General features: G+C 38.8%; 11 protein-coding genes and 1 pseudogene. 5 read left to right on the top strand and 7 right to left on the bottom strand.

Features of this window, described 5'->3' with window-relative positions:
- Positions 1-34: 34 nt before the first annotated feature.
- Positions 35-2,311, bottom strand: coding sequence for a glycoside hydrolase (locus tag KFZ56_RS07400; RefSeq protein WP_222641242.1), 2,277 nt, complete (start codon positions 2,309-2,311; stop codon positions 35-37).
- 568 nt (positions 2,312-2,879) lie between these two features.
- Positions 2,880-4,181, bottom strand: coding sequence for an alpha-glucosidase/alpha-galactosidase (locus KFZ56_RS07395; RefSeq protein WP_222641241.1), 1,302 nt, complete (start codon positions 4,179-4,181; stop codon positions 2,880-2,882).
- Between the two features lie 137 nt (positions 4,182-4,318).
- Here KFZ56_RS07395 and KFZ56_RS07390 point away from each other — a divergent pair, with 137 nt between their 5' ends.
- The 5 genes from KFZ56_RS07390 to KFZ56_RS07370 all read left to right on the top strand — a co-directional run bounded on the left by KFZ56_RS07390 (position 4,319) and on the right by KFZ56_RS07370 (position 10,083).
- A complete protein-coding gene (locus tag KFZ56_RS07390) occupies positions 4,319-5,227 on the top strand; it encodes an AraC family transcriptional regulator (protein ID WP_222641240.1) in 909 nt (302 codons plus the stop codon).
- A 148-nt stretch (positions 5,228-5,375) separates the two neighbouring features.
- Positions 5,376-6,563, top strand: coding sequence for a galactokinase (locus KFZ56_RS07385; RefSeq protein WP_375540696.1), 1,188 nt, complete (start codon positions 5,376-5,378; stop codon positions 6,561-6,563).
- Positions 6,560-7,558, top strand: a complete 999-nt coding sequence (galE, locus tag KFZ56_RS07380; RefSeq protein ID WP_222641238.1) for a UDP-glucose 4-epimerase GalE — start codon at positions 6,560-6,562, stop codon at positions 7,556-7,558. Before KFZ56_RS07385 ends, galE begins: the two co-directional genes overlap by 4 nt.
- A complete protein-coding gene (gene galT / locus KFZ56_RS07375) occupies positions 7,558-9,045 on the top strand; it encodes a UDP-glucose--hexose-1-phosphate uridylyltransferase (protein WP_222641236.1) in 1,488 nt (495 codons plus the stop codon). Before galE ends, galT begins: the two co-directional genes overlap by 1 nt.
- A 135-nt stretch (positions 9,046-9,180) precedes the next feature.
- A complete protein-coding gene (locus tag KFZ56_RS07370; RefSeq protein WP_309228268.1) occupies positions 9,181-10,083 on the top strand; it encodes an aldose epimerase family protein in 903 nt (300 codons plus the stop codon).
- A gap of 168 nt (positions 10,084-10,251) precedes the next feature.
- Here the strand turns inward: KFZ56_RS07370 and KFZ56_RS07365 are convergent, their stop codons facing one another.
- The 5 genes and pseudogenes from KFZ56_RS07365 to KFZ56_RS07345 all read right to left on the bottom strand — a co-directional run bounded on the left by KFZ56_RS07365 (position 10,252) and on the right by KFZ56_RS07345 (position 18,144).
- Positions 10,252-12,624: a GH92 family glycosyl hydrolase gene (locus KFZ56_RS07365; protein WP_222641235.1), complete on the bottom strand. Its 2,373-nt coding sequence runs from the start codon at positions 12,622-12,624 to the stop codon at positions 10,252-10,254.
- Positions 12,625-12,636: 12 nt separating this feature from the next.
- Positions 12,637-14,508: a discoidin domain-containing protein gene (locus KFZ56_RS07360; protein ID WP_222641232.1), complete on the bottom strand. Its 1,872-nt coding sequence runs from the start codon at positions 14,506-14,508 to the stop codon at positions 12,637-12,639.
- A 545-nt stretch (positions 14,509-15,053) separates the two neighbouring features.
- Complete coding sequence (locus KFZ56_RS07355) at positions 15,054-16,235, bottom strand: ROK family transcriptional regulator (protein ID WP_222641230.1); 1,182 nt, start codon at positions 16,233-16,235, stop codon at positions 15,054-15,056.
- Between the two features lie 273 nt (positions 16,236-16,508).
- Positions 16,509-17,666, bottom strand: coding sequence for a pyridoxal-phosphate-dependent aminotransferase family protein (locus KFZ56_RS07350; RefSeq protein WP_222641228.1), 1,158 nt, complete (start codon positions 17,664-17,666; stop codon positions 16,509-16,511).
- 169 nt (positions 17,667-17,835) lie between these two features.
- A pseudogene (locus KFZ56_RS07345) lies at positions 17,836-18,144 on the bottom strand (pyroglutamyl-peptidase I family protein).
- Positions 18,145-18,728: the final 584 nt, after the last annotated feature.

Genomic DNA, 18,728 nt, shown 5'->3' with positions numbered 1-18,728 from the left:
TTTTTGGGGCCTGAGTTTTGTCAAAATGGGAGGCTTATTCCCATTCAGTAATCAGGTATTCGGTATTTGCATACAGAGTGTCATACGCCCTTTCCGAAATTAATTCTTCCTCTTTTTGGTGATCAAGTAATAATTTAAAGCTTTCCATATGTTTAATGACTTTTTCCGATGCCTCCTTTTCTTCATACCGATTTACAGCAGTCAAATGGATTTTTAAGGAAAGAGCATCTTGGTCACTTTTGAATTCTCCTTGTTCCTCAAATTGTTCAACTAAAGTCTTAATATCGATACTATTCATATCCGATTGCATAATTTTCCATTCCTGATTGCTACCCGAATTGGCTTTATACAATCCAATGGAGGCTTCTATATCTGAAGACTGTCCAACAACCTCGATTAATTGACCACTTTCCGTACTAACAAATGTGTATTCTCCCATTCCATTTGTTGAAATAATCCACTGTTGTGCAGCTAGATTTTCATCAGGAGCTAGTATGAGTGATCCTTGATCATCTGTTAGCACGTCACCACTCTCAGGACTGATAATTTTGTATTTCTCTTTATGGGAATAGCCACCGGTGGCTTTTTCAATCATCCACTCTTGATTGTCTTTGTATCGGTTGTTCTTATTTTGTACTAATGACGTTCCATCAACGTCCATCACGAGCTCACTATTTACATTAAATAGTTTATAATTATCATCAGCGTTTAAGAAACTTGTATCAACACCGGAAACATCAGAAATAACAAAAGATGTTACTGACTTTGGATCAACAGTTGTTGACAGTACTTCATTACTTACTTCAATATTATCCTTTTCACTAAGGTTCTCTGATTCAGAAGTTACGTAAGGAGTTGCTGTGGCGGAATTAGCAACTGTTTCAAAACCTGATAAGTCAAAATCAATCGCTTCTTCCGTATCAGAATGATTCGTATGAACCACCACTACTTCATTACTTTGTTTATCTATCGCCGCTGTCGTATCCTCATTATCCGTATTTATAAACTGATTTCCCGGACGAATAAATTTTGTGTAATTTCCCATCGTATAATACTTTTTGTTTTTGTGCCATTCGAGTTTATCAAAGTCCTCAGGGGAGAAATCTACATGAATAAGCCCCCAGTTCATGTTTTCATTTTCATCATTCATATTTATCTCATCTTCAATTGCTTGCCATAGCACCCATGCTTCCGGTTCCAAATTCCTAATATCTGATGAAATACGTTCAGATAATGCAAGGCCCGGCTCAATATTATCAAAGTCTTGAGGAATACCATCTGGGCCCAAATCAACCTCAGACATCCACAGACGTTTCCCTTCGCCTTTTGCAATATCCCGTATCGATGAACGTTGTGCAGGCCAATACGTATGAACGTTCATTTGTCCCACGTTCGCCTTTGTTGTTTCCTCATACGTTTCCCAATTCTCCCTAAATACTTGAGGATTTGTTTCATCCATGGCCGAAACAACCGTATCCAAATCTAACTTTTCCAACTGATCTGCCGTTTCATTAATAATTTTTGCTTGTGAAGCAGGAGCCCAATTAGACCCTTCCTGTCTACCCAGCGCTCCCCAATAGCCATTATTAGGTTCATTCGCCGGGGAAAGTGTTTGTATATCGATATCAATTTCTTCTTGTAAATACTCAACTACGTTCGTTAAATAAATCGCGAAATTTTCATACTGATCGGAACGAAGATTGTCTTCCCAGCTATCCCAATTCCCCGATGTATACCCGCTTTCGGTCATAAAATAAGGCGGGGAATTTGAAAAAGCTTCAAAGAGGTTAGCTCCTCTATTTTTTGCTGCCTTCAACCACCATTGTTGATTCTTATCTTTATCCCAATCCCAATGATTAGGGTCTTCTGGATCCCACCAATCATCCTCTTCTTGCCAATCTTCATCGGCATCTTCTGGTGGTGCAAACTCAGCCGGTCGGTTCCAATATCCTGGTACCGCACCACCAATTCGCATATACGGCTCTGTTCCAGGAGAATCTTCTCCGCCAATATTGTAACGAGCAATATTAAGGTTCAAACCTTCTTCGCCAAATAGAGCATCTGCCAGTTCATTTTTTATATCATCAGGCCATCCACCCGTTACATTGCCAAACCACACTAATGCTGTTCCCCATCCATCAAATGATTCGTGTTGATAACTTGGATCCAATTTCACTGTCTTATCTGCATTTCTTATATTCGATTCGCTTGCCTGTATAGCCGTTTCTGGAATACAAAGTCCCAATAAAAGGAGAACAGTTAGTCCAAGCGGAAAAGCCTTTTTGGAAATCTTAATTATAAATCTACTCACTTTAAGCACCCTTTTCGTTTCTAGTATTATTGTAATACGTCTTGTTATAAATAACTCTTTATTATCGACAAGTAAAACTAGGATGACTGTTTATTGAGAAAGTCTCTAATTAGGAATCTGGTCTTCATTTTGTCTTAAAGTTACTCACTACCTATCGATCGTCTCAGCACGTCTTGATGATTTCCTGCTTAGGATTAAGTAAGCCTTTTCAAAATTCATCTAAGACTGTAGTAGATGTCTGAATGACTCAGAGAAAATAAATAAAAACATTGCCCTATAATAGCAGCTATTCAGTAGCGGTTTTATATCCTTTCCAAACATAATCTTATTTTAAGCAATCCTCCTTGTAAAAGTATTTTATTCGATTTCATGTTTCATATTTTTATATAACCCCTTTCTATTGCACATTATATTAAAGGATATGTAAATTAATTAAATTAATTAATTTAATAATACATGATTATTTTACTTTTATCAACACAAATAACACGAAATTTTACAAACAGGAAATACTATCATTCTATCACTTAAAACCCACCATATATTTAGCTATGATGGGCTCAGTCATTTATTTATAAGAAGGTAACCAATCACCATGCGCATCGATCAGATCATCACACAATGAAACGATTTCATCAATCGACAATTCTGCAGCGGTATGCGGATCTAGCATTGCTGCTTGATAAATATGTTCCTTCTTCCTTGTCATTGCCGCTTCAATCGTCAACAACTGTGTGTTAATATTTGTCCGGTTTAAAGCTGCTAACTGTTCCGGCAAATCTCCAACATAAGTCGGAGCTACACCGCTCGCATCCACTAAACATGGTACTTCAACTACTGCATTTTCCGGAAGATTGCTAATCAATCCACCTGTGTTTAGCACATTTCCCCCTATTTTGGTCGGGTTATTTGTTTCCATCGCTTCCATGATATAGGATCCATATTCATGTGTTCGTGTATGACTCAAGTCTTTATCAAGGACCATATCATCACGCATTTGTTTCCACTCTTCAATTTGATTTACACAGCGACGCGGATATTCATCCAATGGAATATTAAACCGATCAATTAATTCTGGGTATTTTTCCTTTATAAAATATGGGTGATACTCAGCATTATGCTCCGATGACTCAGTTACATAATATCCAAAACGCTCCATCAACTCAAAGCGAATCATATCATCATGCGCATTCTTTTGTTTTTTCTTTGCTCTTCGTTTAATCTCCGGATATAAATCCTCCCCATTCCGGCTTACTTCCAAAAGCCAGGCCATATGGTTGATTCCGGCAATTTTCGATTGGACATTATCGGTAGGCATATCTAACGACTTTAATAAATCATTCGTACATACTTGCACACTGTGACACAAGCCGACTGTCTTAATTTCGCCATAACGAAGCATTGTACCTGTTAAGGCAGCCATTGGGTTTGTATAATTTAAAAACCAGGCATCCGGACATACTTCCTGCACGTCTTTTGCAAACTCCATCATAACTGGAATGGTACGCAGATTTCTAAATACACCTCCAATTCCAACCGTGTCGGCAATAGTTTGACGTAGTCCATATTTTTTCGGAATCTCAAAATCAATGATCGTACTTGGATCATAACCCCCTACCTGAATCGCATTAATCACATATTTTGCATGGCGCATTGCTTCTTTTCGATCCGTATACGCGACAATATTTACCGTAGAGTTAAGATTATTTTTGAGATTATTCAGCATTATCTCAGAATCTTTTAATCGGTCGTGATCAATATCAAATAAAGCAAATTCAAAATCTTGTAAAGCCGGAACTGTCATGCTATCTCCAAGCACATTTTTTGCGAAAACAGTACTTCCTGCACCTAGAAAAGTAATTTTATCCATGTACATCCATCTCCTTTTATATAGAATGGTAATTTATTGCGAAAAACAAAAAAGGAAATCTTTGTCTTTCACTTTATTAAAATAACTATTATAATTATGTTAAATGTATTGTTAAGCGTTTTCAATGGTGAATATTTTTGAAAGTAGGTAACATATTGCTTATTAATTATCAATCCTTAACCAATAAATCTTATGGTCTTCGTTTCAAAGGTGACCATCAGTATCGCGTTGCAGGGATATATTCCATCGGAAAAGAAATCAGAACAGACACGTCTTATTATTGGAATGGCCAAGCACGTAGCGAGAATGACATTTTCGTACTTCAATATACATTAAAAGGTGCTGGCAAAATCAAATTTGAACAGCAAACGTATGATTTGAATCCGGGTGATGCCTTTTTTATACATATCCCTAGTAATCACATATACTACTTACCTGAAGAAAGTGAAGAGTGGGAGTTTATTTATATTACCTTACTTGGTAATGAGGTCTTCCAGTGCTATGAAAAAATAACAAAAGCAGTCGGTAATATCTTTCAATTGGATGTTTACTCTCCCCCAATACAGAGCATTATGAGTTCATTAGATAAAATATCTAATGAACAAATCAATGATGTATATAAAGCATCAGCATGTGCATATGACTTTTTGATGAGCCTGTACGCTGACGTATTCCAAGTAAACAGAAAAAACACTATACCTTCAGCAATTAAGAATGCAACTGCCTTTATCAACGAGAACTACGCTGCGCCCGTTTCACTGGACGATATTGTAGCAGCTTCCGGACTTTCCAAATATCATTTCACCAGACTATTTCACGAAAGTATGAATGCAACACCAATTCAATACTTGACTAAAATAAGGGTGAATAAAGCTATACAATTACTGAAAAATGAACAATTAACAGTGGAAGCAATTGCCTTAAAAGTAGGTTTTTCAAATGGTAATTATTTTACGAAAGTTTTTCGATCTTACCTTGGCGTATCTCCTAGCGTATATCGAAATAATAAAACATTTAGCCAGGTTGATTATTTAATAAGTGATTAACAACATTTATTCTTGTTTCTAATTGATGAATGAAATCAGGTAACAGCTATTGATTATTTTAAGTATACATAGTACACTTAAGTTAATTAAATTAATTAATTATGTTCTATGCTGGTATTAAAAATCAAAACTATTTACCCAGGAGGCTATTATGACAAAGTCAAATTTAAGTCAAACATTTAAAAAAACATTTGATACAACGGATACACCCCGCACTTTCTTCGCCCCAGGACGCATCAATCTGATCGGCGAACACACGGACTATAACGGGGGGCACGTCCTTCCGGCATCCATATCATTTGGAACCTATGCACTTGGTCAAAAGCGCTCGGATCAGAAATTACGTTTTTACTCCATGAATTTTCCGAATATGGGAGTGATCGAGTGCGATCTATCGAATTTAGATTACACCAAAGAAGATGGTTGGGCCAATTATCCGAAGGGGATGCTTCTTTATTTACAGAAATCAGGATATGAATTTTCCTATGGTGCAGATATATTATTTTACGGCAATATCCCAAACAGTGCAGGACTCTCCTCTTCTGCTTCGATTGAGATGGCTACCGGCGTTTTATTGGAAGGTCTTTTCGATTTGAAGATAGACCGCGTCCACATGGTTCAGCTTGGTCAAAAAGTTGAGAACGAGTATATCGGCGTTAATAGCGGTATTATGGATCAATTTGCGATTGGAATGGGAAAAAAAGACCATGCCATCTTATTAAACTGCCAGACATTAAACTACGAATATGCACCACTAGAGTTAAAAGGTTATGTCATCCAAATTATTAATACCAACAAACAGCGAACATTGGCAGGATCCAAATATAACGAACGACGCCAGCAATGTGACCAAGCAATCATAGACTTACAGACAAAGCTTTCGATTACCAGTTTAGGTGATTTGACCAAAGCTGAATTTGATCAACATAAGCATCTCATCAAAGACGTAACGAATCAAAAACGTGCCAAACATGCCGTTTATGAGAATGCCCGTACATTAGAAGCGTTGGAAAAATTACGCGAAAGTGACTTAAAAGGTTTCGGAAAATGCATGAATGAATCTCACCTCTCCCTAAAACAGGATTATGAAGTGACAGGAATGGAACTCGATACCATCGTTCAAGCTGCATGGGATCAGGAAGGAGTATTAGGAGCTCGAATGACTGGCGCTGGATTCGGAGGGTGTGCGATTGCTATTGTAGACAAAGATAAAATAGAAGATTTTAAGAAAAACGTTAATGCGATCTATTATAAAGCAATTGGCTATGATGCCACATTTTACACAGCAACAATTGGGGACGGAGCAAAAGAAGTAACAGAAGGAGTGTTAAAATGAGTGTGCTTATATTGGGAGGAGCTGGCTATATCGGCTCCCATGCCGTTTATCAATTAATGGATCAGGGAGAGCACGTGGTAGTCGTCGATAATCTCCAAACCGGTCACAGAGAAGCAATCCATCCAAAAGCCACATTCTATGAAGGCGATATTCGGCATATCGATTTTCTCCGCCATGTATTCGAAAAAGAAACAATAGACGCTGTTATTCATTTTGCAGCCCATTCCCTTGTTGGTGAATCCATGGAAAAACCACTTTCATACTTTGATAATAATGTTTATGGTACGCAAGTTTTGTTGCAGGTGATGGTGGAATATAACGTAACATATATCGTATTCTCCTCTACTGCTGCAACTTACGGAGAACCAGAAGCGGTCCCGATTACAGAAAATCAGCCAACAAATCCAACCAGCACATACGGGGAAACAAAGCTAACCATGGAAAAGTTGATGAAATGGACGCAGGCAGCTCATGGAATAAAGTTCGTTTCCCTACGCTATTTCAATGTGGCTGGCGCTAGGGAGACTGTAGAAGTCGGAGAAGATCATCGTCCAGAAACCCATCTTATCCCGATTATTTTACAGGCAGCTCTTGGTCAGCGTTCCCATATCACCATTTTTGGAGAAGATTATGATACACGTGATGGCACGTGTATTCGTGATTATGTACATGTGGAAGATCTCACCCGAGCACATCTTTTAGCCTTGAACCATTTACAAAATGGCGGTAATAGCGACATTTTCAACCTTGGAAGCAATCAGGGTTTTTCCGTTAAAGAAATAATCGAAACAGCACGAGAAGTAACGGATAACGATATCCCGACTCAAACTGGAGAACGACGTGCAGGTGATCCAGGTGTTTTAATTGCCAGTTCCGAGAAAGCGAAAAGCAAGTTAGGCTGGAAACCAACACGAACATCGATTACGAAAATCATAAAAGATGCCTGGAAGTGGCATACAACCCATCCCAATGGCTACGAGAAGGACGTGAAATAATGATTTATCAGCATATCAACGGACTTATTCAAAAGGCAATAGAGGCAGCGCTCATCGAGCAAGCAGATCAGATTTATGTGCGAAATCAGGTAATGCGCCTTTTACATTTAGAGTCTTTTCCCGAAAACGTAACCAATATAACAAAAGACTCCATCCCTAATATCCTAGAAAGGATAATTGCCTACGCCGTGGAAAATGACGTTATTGAAAATGTTTTCGATGATAAGGAAATTCTTGCTGCAACAATCATGAATTGTTTTATTGCACGTCCATCCGTTATAAACAAGACATTTTATAAAAAATATGAACAGTCCCCTCAAGCAGCAACAGATTATTTTTATACATTAAGCAAAAACAGCAACTATATTCAGATGAACCGCATAGCAAAGAATATCCATTTCAAAGCAAACACTTCTTATGGTGAAATGGACATCACAATAAATCTATCGAAACCAGAAAAGGATCCAGAGCAAATTAGACGAGAACGAGAAAAGAAGGAACAGATCGCTTATCCCAAATGTGTATTATGCATCGAGAATGAAGGATACGCAGGTCGGACCGGCTATCCAGCACGTGCTAATCATCGTATCGTCAACGTTCCATTAAAAGGAGAAAACTGGTACCTGCAATATTCTCCATATGTCTATTATCATGAGCATAGTATTGTGCTTGCCGAAGAACACCGTAACATGAAAATGGATAAGGACGCATTTGAGCGACTGCTTCTATTCACAGAGAAATTTCCGCATTATTTTATCGGATCCAATGCAGATCTGCCGATTGTTGGAGGTTCGATTTTGAGTCATGATCATTATCAGGCAGGTCGTTATGAATTTCCAATGGCACAAGCTACCGATGTTTTTTCCTTTACGTTGAAGCAATTTCCTAAAATAAAAGCATCTGTTTTGAAATGGCCGATGTCCGTAATCAGGCTTCAAAGTTGGGAGAAAGACCAGCTCCTCCAAACAGCTGATCATATTTTACAAACATGGAAAGGGTATTCCGACGATGATGCGGATATAAGAGCCTTTACCGGCGATACACCACATAACACGATCACACCTATCGCAAGGATACGTGATGGTATGTATGAGCTTGATCTTGTTTTACGTAATAATCGAACATCAGAAGCGCACCCATTAGGTATTTTCCATCCACACGCTGATGTGCATCACATTAAAAAGGAAAATATTGGGCTGATCGAGGTATTGGGCCTTGCAGTTTTACCAGCAAGATTAAAAGATGAGTTAGCTGAAATCAGACAATTTTTACTTGACAATTCAAGTAATATCGCTGCTTATCATCAAACGTGGGCGAAGCAAATCAAACAAGCGTATGGCACGATTTCAAGTCCTGAACAGGTAGATCAAATCATTGAAAATGAGCTCGGAAAGAAATTCGCCCGCGTACTAGAAGATGCGGGTGTATTTAAGGAACAAGCAACTTTCAACCGTTTTATTCGGACATTAAATGAAGTGGGTGAATGATATGAATATGCATACAAAGGAAATCTCAGGTAAATGGCAGGAATACACACTTAGAAATGATCACGGCATGGAAGTTCGTGTACTTAATTATGGGGGATTATTACAAAAATCATTGTCCCAGATCGTGATGGAAAGATGGAGAATGTTGTTCTCGGCTATAAAGACTACGGTGATTATGAAACGAATCCCAACTTTTTCGGCGCCTTAATTGGACCGGTTGCTGGAAGAATTCAAGATGCTACATTTGAACTAAATGAAAAAACATATGCCTTGGAAGCCAATGATGGGGAAAATCATCTCCACGGCGGATCAAACGGGTTCCATCAAGTGATCTGGCATGTTGAACCTTTTGAGACAAATAGTAGCGTTGGGTTGAAACTGTCACATACAAGGGCAGATCAAGAAGGCGGCTATCCTGGCAATGTAGATGTTTGTGTGATTTATACCTTAAATAATGCGAATCAACTTATGCTTGAATACAGAGCAACGAGCAATCAAGCGACGCCATTTACCGTAACGAATCATTCCTATTTTAATTTAAGCGGAAATCTAAAAAACACAGTCCATAATCATCATGTGACGATGGATAGTGGAAAATTTATTGAATTGGATGAGGAATTAATTCCGACTGGGCAATGGTATAGAGTTGCCGGCACAACCTTTGATTTTCGCAATGGCGGTCTACTTCAAGATGGATTCAATGATAAATTAGAGCAAAATCAAATTGCCGGAAGTGGGTATGATCATTATTTTATTTTTGATGACAAGCAGGAGCAAAACGTAATCGTTCGAGATTCAGATTCTGGACGAACATTGACTATACAAACTGATCAACCAGGCATGGTTATGTATACAGCAAACACCTTAGAGGAAGGTTTGGAGTTAGCAGAAGGCCTTTCTAAAAAACATCTGGGCGTGTGTTTTGAAACACAGGCTTCACCAGCATCATTACATCACGAAGGATTCCCAAATGTGATTTTAGAAGGTGAATCAACATATAATAAACGTACGCTTTTTTCTTTTGGAGTGGAAAACTAAATTATTCGTGATAAACGATGCCACTCGTCTCATTACCCGGGAAATGATGGAATTTCTCCTTACAAAAAGATGCCCAGCTGTTATTAGCAGTTGGCCATCTTTTTTCTGTTTATACTGGGTAAAATAATCTAGGTGACAGAGACTTCCTATCACATATAGATCTTCAATCTAATCCCACATCTTAATCATATAATCCGCATTCGACTTTAAGAATTGATAAGCCTCAGTAGACATTAAGTTATTGTCATGTTGGTGTTGCAATAAACCAAGGAAACCTTCCATGTGATCAACAACTTTTTCTTCCTCTCCCTCATTCTCATAATGATCGACTGCAGTCAAATGGAGGTTTAACGCATAAACCGCTTCACCGCTCGTAAATTCGCCATCTTTGTCCAAATTCTCAACTAAGTTTTGTATACCACTACTTAAACCTTTAATTGGACCATCATACCCTAGAATTTCTACTTCCGCTAAAGCGGTAGAACGGTGACCTCCATTATCCGTGATTTCTAATTGGTAAAATTCGTATTCCCCTGGATTCTCAATTTCAAATGCTCGCGTATAATGACGCCATTTGAATGTTTCATTTTCCCTTTGATCTAAAATGGTCCAATCCTCACCATCATTGGAACCTTTCAATACCCAACTTTGAGGATCAGCCATTTGTGATTCAGGTTCGTCTGAGGAGACACTGTCTCCCGAGGTTAGCGTATACATACGGCCTTTTTTCTTTTTATCCGTAAATTGATACTGAATCCAAGGCGTGTTATTCTCAAAGATTAATTCTGTTTCGGACGTATTGTCAAATAGCAGATTTGTATTATCGTTTTCACTGTCGATTGCGATGCCTTCATCTCCATCGATCAATCCATCTGTCAAATCCTTCAACGGTTGTGGAGCGGACAATCCTTCCGTTGCAGCAGGCGTAATCGACTCTGGTGCTTCCGTTTGCTTAGTACCCCAATCTGAAGGTTCCGGCCCCATTTCGAAATCTAGCGTTGCTCCACCAGCTAAATCATCATGCAAAATCGAAGTGTTTGTGTAATCTTCGCCATTTACCTGAAGGTTTTGCACATATTTATTTTCCTTGCTATTGTCAGGGGCATTAATCACAATTTCCTCCCCATTTTCTAAATGAATAGTTGCTTTTTCAAATAAAGGAGCACCAATGGCATATTCTGGATCAGAACTTCCCATCGTGAATGGATAAAATCCAAGCGCATTGAAAATATACCAAGCAGACATTTCGCCATTATCTTCATCACCTGGATACCCTTGACCAATCTCGCTTCCAATGAACTGTCTGTTCATGACCTCGCTAACCTTTTCTTGTGTTTTCCACGGTTGGCCAACATGATTATACATATAAATGATATGGTGGGACGGCTGGTTACTAAACCCATACATACCCATTCTCACATCTCTTGCCTCTCTCATTTCATGAATAATACCACCATAACTTCCTGGAAATTCAACAGTTTCTGGTGTATCAAAGTACGTATCGAGTTTCTGAATAAGCCCTTCCTTGCCACCATACAAATTTGCTAATCCTTGTCCATCTTGCGGCGTGTGAAAAGCCATATTCCAAGCATTAGTTTCCGTGTAATCATACCCCCATTCAGCTGGATTGAATGCTTCAGATGAATGGCGCCATTCCCCTGATGACGACCTTCCCTGGAAAAACGCAACATTGGCATCAAACATGTGAATGTAGTTTTGGGCACGATTCAAATAGTATTGAGCGTCTTCTTCAAAATGATTGTAGTTCATTTCATCGTTTCCCTCTTTTGATAATGTTTTCGCAAGATTAGCAATGCCAAAATCATTAATATAGCCATCAAGTGCCCATGACATACCTTCACCAGTTTCTGTATTAGTATATCTATCGAATATAGCCGTTTCCGTTCCTTTTCTCCCTACATTGTTATTAGGAGAAGCAACAGCTGCATCTTTTATCGCTGATTCATAAAAGCTTTCCACATCAAAGTTGGTGACGCCTTTAAGATAAGCATCAGCAAACGCAATATTGGCGCTTGTTCCTGCCATTAAGTCTGCATATCCCGGTGAAGACCACCTGGAAATCCAACCTCCATCCCGATAATGCTGTACAAAGCCATCGATCATTTCACCAGCGTGTTTAGGTGTTAGAAGCGAATACGCCGGCCAGGCTGCTCTATAAGTATCCCAAAAGCCATTATTTACATAGACTTCCCCATCTTCAATATCAGCATATGTTTCATTAGACGTACTTGTATCACAAGCGTCAATATCGAGCTGACTTGCATATTTATAGTCAGGTTGTTCTACCGTACCGACATTTTCATACGCAGCGTTTGGATAGAGAAATAGGCGATACATATTAGAATATAAAGTAACGAGCTGATCTTCTGTTGCCCCTTCAACTTCGATGATATTCAACTTATCTTCCCACGCTTGTTGCGCACTTTCTTTAACTGTTTCAAAGCTGTCTTGTGAACCAATTTCTAGATCTAAATTCTTCTTCGCTTGGTCCACACTAATTAAAGAGGTAGCAATTCGCATCGTCACTTCTTTTTATTCCGTGGTGTCAAATTTGTAATATGCGGCCACACCATCTCTGCCTTCATCCGTTAACATACCACTATCAGAGACCGATTGATTGAACGCTGCGTAAACAAACATGCGTGTAGCCCCTGTTGAAAGTCCACTTTTAACATCTGTATAACCAGACATTATGCCATTTTCAGGATCAAGGTCAATCCCTCCATCATTACTGATATTATCAAATATCAAATTAGAAGCGTTATCCTCAAACGTAAATCTGAACATTGCAGCGTGATTGGTCGGCGTCATTTCTGCTTGAATGCCATTTTCAAATGTCACACTATAATAATGAGGCTTTGCCATTTCATTGTCTCGTTCGAAAGCTAGCGCACGCTCTTCCCGATTCTCACTGGGTTTTCCTGTAGTATCAGATGGCATCACTTGGAATGTCTGTCGATCCCCCATCCACGGACTTGGTTGATGGCTTAATGAGAGTGCTTGAAGCTCCGGGAGGTTTTCATCATTATTGTCTTCATGATAGTTATATAAGAAACTGTCTGTACCGGCATCCGTCACGGGTGTCCAGAAGTTAAAGCCATGCGGAACGGCAACGGCAGGGATGTTATTCCCACGGGAAAAGGTACCGTTCGCATTTGTTCCCCTCAATGTATCAACGTAGTCCGTCAATCTGGAATAGGTTTCCTCGACTGGATCTCCCTCTATCTGAATGTCATCAACATGTCCTTTGAATGTTATCGGTTCTTCAGCCTCTGCCGACCCTTCAGGTTTATCATAAGCAACAAGAATACGTTCAATCGTTTTCCCTTCGGCCACATCACCGATCTTGGATTCTTTGTAATTCCATTGGTGTGGATACAAGGTATCTGAGTTTCCTTGATCTTGTGGATTCAGCTTTATACCATGTTGATCCAACGCATCAAGCTCATGTAAATATGTTCCATCGGAAAATGCTAGATCAACCGCCGCATAAGTACTCGAATAATCCGTGTGCTCGGAATTAGTAAACTCAGGGTGAATATAATACGATAATGCAGTATCTGCTTTAACAGGAATGTCAACGTCATAAACCTTGTTATAGGAATACGCTCGATCGTCGGAAAGATGAGACCCAGAATATTCGAACGCATTCAATCCGGTCCATCCTGCATTCGTATTAGCAGTATAAGAACTTGATGGACCTGTCGAGATCAATGAATTCATATCAGAAGGTGGTGGAGAGGGCACATCAATCCCATTTGATATAGCAATTCCTGACAATTGTAAGCTGGAATCACCATTATTAGCCGTTATCTCTACACGATAATGCGAATATTCTGTGGTGTTTTCAACCTCGTAGGTTTTAGTCTGATGACGATCATCAAAATCCTCATCTGTTCTAGTGTCAAGGGTTGTCCAATTCTCTCCATCCCTGGATCCTAATAATTGCCAATTTTTAGGATCCCTATCCGGAAAGTCATCCGCCGATGTTAATGCATATTTGACCACCGCGTCAGGCTCTTGAAGTTCAAGTTCTATATATGCCCTCTCCTCAAAAATTAACCACTTCGAATTAATATCCCGATCAATTAATTTTTCTTTGGTTTCATTTGGAGGATTTTCTCCAGGTACTTCGATATTTACAACGTTATCTGTGATGTCCCCCTGAATACCCTCAAGTGGTAGATTCCCATCAATACCCGATGTCATCTTATTACCATCCGAGTCCTCTTCTACAGTATTTTCCCAATTCGGTTCTGGATCACCAGGCTCAAACGAACTAAAAAAATCAGAATCATTTGATTCATTCGTTGAAGCAATTTGAACCGTTGGAATGTTTAAGACTCCTATTAAAAGCAGTAAAATAGCTATAAAATAGATACGCTTGGTTTTCCCCTTTACCATTATTAGCGCTCCCCCTTCACTGTTTTATTTCAATATCCGAGAGTCTAGTTGGTAGTTGTAAACATAATAACTAATTTAATAGAAACCACCTCCTACTTGTTAAAACACTATTTTTTATAGCGGTAACACAAGTATAATAGATTTTTTAATATAAATATATATAATTTTCAAATTTGATAGAATAGTAATGCTTTTTCCTTGTTTATTACATGGGTTAAAGTCCCTGTTTGTAAAAAGAAATCATTATCTAAGCTTTATTCAATGGGTTGTTTTTGGTATGCTTTATTTTCATCTCAGAAAATGATTACACAGACTCATAACCAAACAAAAATTGCTAAATTATTTTCTTATTATTGGAAAATAGTAATTAATTTAGGTAAATTACCACCAACTTACAGCTAGTGCCATTCATATTGACCTATTGTTCGAAATAACTTAGTTTTCGTGTAAAATATATTGCAAAAAAATAAGCCTTCCATTTGTTTTATACAAATGGAAGGCTTATTTTGGAAGGAGAGAATGATGGCTGAAGCCGAAACCCTACTTCAGCTTTTTTCAACTGGATCAAATAACTCCACCAATAATAGTGCAACCGAACCTAATAATGTCGCATCGTCACCAAGCTTTGTCACTGTTACTTGTGTCTGTTTCGAATCTTCTGTAAGGGCTTGCTGTTGAATTGTTTGCTTAATGGCAGGTAGGATGAATTTTTCACTTTTCATTACCCCACCACCCAAAACGATTTCACTGGGGTTAATAAGATGTACTAAATTCGTTAAACCAATGCCGATTGCCCTCCCGGTTTCTTCGAGAACATGAATATAGGGTTCATTTCCATGTTGGGCTAATTCATGAACACGTTGGCCTGTTAGCGTGTCTGATTCTGTCTCATCATGCACTTCTTTTTGGGCTCTCTTTGCAATGGCCTCGCCACTAGCAAATGTTTGTAGACAGCCTCGATTGCCACATTCACAAATCGTCCCATTCATATCAATAGTCATATGACCAATTTCGCCAGCGATGTCCTGCGCCCCGTGATATAACTTTCCATGGATAACAACTCCCGAACCTACACCGCGGCCAATGTTAACAGCAACCATACTCTCCAGATCACCATGACCGCCGAACCAAGATTCACCGAGCGCCATTGCCCGTGCATCATTCTCTACTTTCACAATTAAGTTAAAGGCTTTTTCAAGTTCAGCTTTAATCGGGATATTTTTTAAGTCTAAGTTTGGTGCAATAAGGGAAGTGCCTGTTTCTACATCGACAACCCCATGCATCGCCACACCAATACCCATAACCTTTTCCTTGTCTGTCATTGATGATTGTAAAATTTTATTGATATTTTCTTTTAAAATCGTAATGAATTGATCATTTGATACGGGTTTTCTTAGCTTGCTTGACATTCGCTCAAATACTTCTCCTGATAAATCAGCAAGAATGCATTCCACTCTTTCCGGTCCGGCATCTACTCCAATAATATAGAAAGCATCCTTATTAATAAGAAGCATGGTTGGTTTTCTTCCACCTTTTGAATCCCCGAGATTACTCTCCCTTATTATGCCCTGTTCAAGTAGTTCTTTCACAATACTACTTACTGTAGGTGGCGTAAGCTTCGTCTCTTTTGCAATTTGTGCTCTGGAAATAGGTTCAGATTTACGTATTTTATTTAGGATGTTTGATTTGTTTACTGATTTCATTAGCTGAAATGTGCCACGCTGCATGAAAGTTCCTCCGTTTAACTAGTAATATATATAGGTTCATTATAACATAGTTAGTTAAGTTAATTTAATTTAGAAGATGATATACCTCATTAGTACTTAAAAGGATTCGTGCATTTACAGATATAAAAGAAGAACCTCTAGTATTTATCAGAAGTTCTTCTTTTAATCGTTGTTTTTGAAAAAACATATCTTGTTGCTTGATTTATTGAATCGGATTCCCCTTGTTGCAAACAGGAACAAAATCACACGTTATCCTCATTTGCGATTTATAGATTATTTTTTTAAGGAGGACAAGAAAACATTTTGCGCCGCCTTCACTCCTGCGCCACTCTCAAATTGGTAGGAAAAGTCCTGTAGACCTGCTTCTATTAAGGAAACTGCTTGAAGTATATCACTAGGGAAGCAATATCCCATATGTCCAAACCTAAAAACTTTGCCTTGTAGATGGCCAAGCCCTCCAGCAAAATCAAGATGGTACTCCTTCTTCAAGTGTGTTAAATAGGCTGACAGATCCAACCCCTTTGGAGCACAAATCGTCGTTAATGTTGGTGATGCATATTTATCGCTTGTTAACAAATCAATAGAAAGTGCCTTCATCGCTTTCCGAACCATATTTTTCATGAGTTCATGCCGTTCTACTGTTTTGGCAAATCCACCTTCCTCTTCAATTAAATCACACACAGCAGATAACCCCATAATCAATGAAATAGCTGGTGTATTCGGTGTCATTGATTTTTCCGCCCATTCACGATAACTTAATAAATCTAAATAATAGACAGTCGTCCGATTAGCCTCTATGACTTTCCAAGCTTTTTCACTTACAGCTACGAAAGCAAGTCCTGGAGGAAGCATGATTGCTTTTTGTGATCCGGTTACTAAAATATCGATACCCCACGCATCCATTTCTGCAGGAGCTCCTCCAATACAGCTTACCCCATCCACAACAAATAAAGCGTCTGAGTGCTCGTGTACCGCATCTGCCAATTGCTTGACCGGATTTAAAATGCCCGTAGACGTTTCATTATAGGTCACAAAAACAGCCTTGATACCAGACAAAGGTTTTAAAAAGTTAGCGAGTTCTTCTTTTGTACAAGCTTCTCCCCAGTTTTTTTCAAGTTTATGAACATGCAAACCATGTTTTTCACAGATCGAAACAAAATAGTTCCCAAAAGCACCTATCGTGACAACAACTACTTCATCACCAACGGAGGAGGTATTGGCTACAGCTGCTTCTAATGCTGCTGTCCCGCCTGAAGGAAGAAGCATAATATCTTGCTTCGTCCCGAATAAGGGTTTCACACGTTCTGTCGCTTCTTGATATAACTTGGTAAATTCCTCTGAACGATGACTAATCATATTTTGCCCCATTGCCCGTTCCACTTCTTTAGGAATTGGAGTAGGCCCAGGATGTCTAAGAATATTGGAATACATAACTTTTCCCCTCTCTATCGTTTTATTGATTTTTTGCTTATTTAAATAAATTATTGATTATACGGATATATAATAAAAATATTATCACTGTTCCGTTGTAAAGTATAGTATGTTCTATTCCATTATTTCCAATAAAGTCTCTATACAAATAACATCCCTCTTCAAATCATCATAGTTCCAACTTGATATTTATTCCGTTCTCAATAGCAAGTTCCTGTGATACAGGGATATGGATAAAACAAGCTGGAAGATAATTTGTCCGCACATAAGGCCCGTCATTCACATCCACTGTAATTCTTTCCGGATGAATCTTGAACCTTGCTCCGGCAAGTCCCAGCAAAATAACCGCATCCGGTATTGTCTCGTTCATCAATTGCAAGAGCTGTTTTCCTGCCTGGTAAAAATCTACTTAGAGTACATGGAAAATCACTGTATACTCCCCAATAGTTATACCATTTAATTCCTTTGCAATTTTCATTGTCGGATTAATTGCAAAATCAAGGAAAGGTATAAATCCAGTTAGTAATAACCTCTTTGTCATCTCCTGCATCTGCCTTATGATAAATCTATATTTCATTTCAGTATAGCATTAAAAAAGAAAGGGGCTGGGACAAAAGTGTTTTTAACAAATAAATTCCGAACATACATCGCTTCTAAAAATATCCTTCGCGCACCTTAGGGCGGCTGGTGAGCCTCCTTGTGCTCGTCGTGTTGCAAGCGACTTCGAGGGGCAGCACTCCTCGCAAAAAAGATTGCTATCGCACTACGGTGTCTCACCTATGCCTTCCCTCCCGCTGAAGTCTCCGCATATTTCCTACGCTAAGTTTGATAATGTTCGTCTTTTTAATGAAACACGTTTGTTTTGTCCCAGCCTCTTTCTAAAAATGGAGGGAACTGACCATTCAACACCAAATGGATACCTGGTAATTGAATGATATTTTTCATGTGGATTAACCATGACGTACGCCTATAATTTCCTGTTTGAGTAGTTCTTTCACAGTACTACTCACTGTAAGTGGCGTAAGCTCCATCTTCCTTTGCAATTTAAGCCCTAGAAGTTGG

It is taken from the genome of Virgibacillus sp. NKC19-3 (genome assembly GCF_019837165.1).
In the GTDB taxonomy this organism is placed as follows: Bacteria; Bacillota; Bacilli; order Bacillales; family Amphibacillaceae; genus Virgibacillus_L; species Virgibacillus_L saliphilus.
This window is presented reverse-complemented; position numbering and strand designations above follow the sequence as displayed.

Excerpts from the sequence above, each read along its gene's own strand:
- KFZ56_RS07350 (WP_222641228.1), bottom strand. The coding sequence starts at position 17,666 with ATGTATTCCAATATTCTTAGACATCCTGGGCCTACTCCAATTCCTAAA.
- KFZ56_RS07395 (WP_222641241.1), bottom strand. The coding sequence starts at position 4,181 with ATGGATAAAATTACTTTTCTAGGTGCAGGAAGTACTGTTTTCGCAAAA.
- galE (WP_222641238.1), top strand. The coding sequence starts at position 6,560 with ATGAGTGTGCTTATATTGGGAGGAGCTGGCTATATCGGCTCCCATGCC.
- KFZ56_RS07365 (WP_222641235.1), bottom strand. The coding sequence starts at position 12,624 with ATGCGAATTGCTACCTCTTTAATTAGTGTGGACCAAGCGAAGAAGAAT.
- KFZ56_RS07370 (WP_309228268.1), top strand. The coding sequence starts at position 9,181 with ATGGAGAATGTTGTTCTCGGCTATAAAGACTACGGTGATTATGAAACG.
- KFZ56_RS07360 (WP_222641232.1), bottom strand. The coding sequence starts at position 14,508 with ATGGTAAAGGGGAAAACCAAGCGTATCTATTTTATAGCTATTTTACTG.
- KFZ56_RS07355 (WP_222641230.1), bottom strand. The coding sequence starts at position 16,235 with ATGCAGCGTGGCACATTTCAGCTAATGAAATCAGTAAACAAATCAAAC.
- galT (WP_222641236.1), top strand. The coding sequence starts at position 7,558 with ATGATTTATCAGCATATCAACGGACTTATTCAAAAGGCAATAGAGGCA.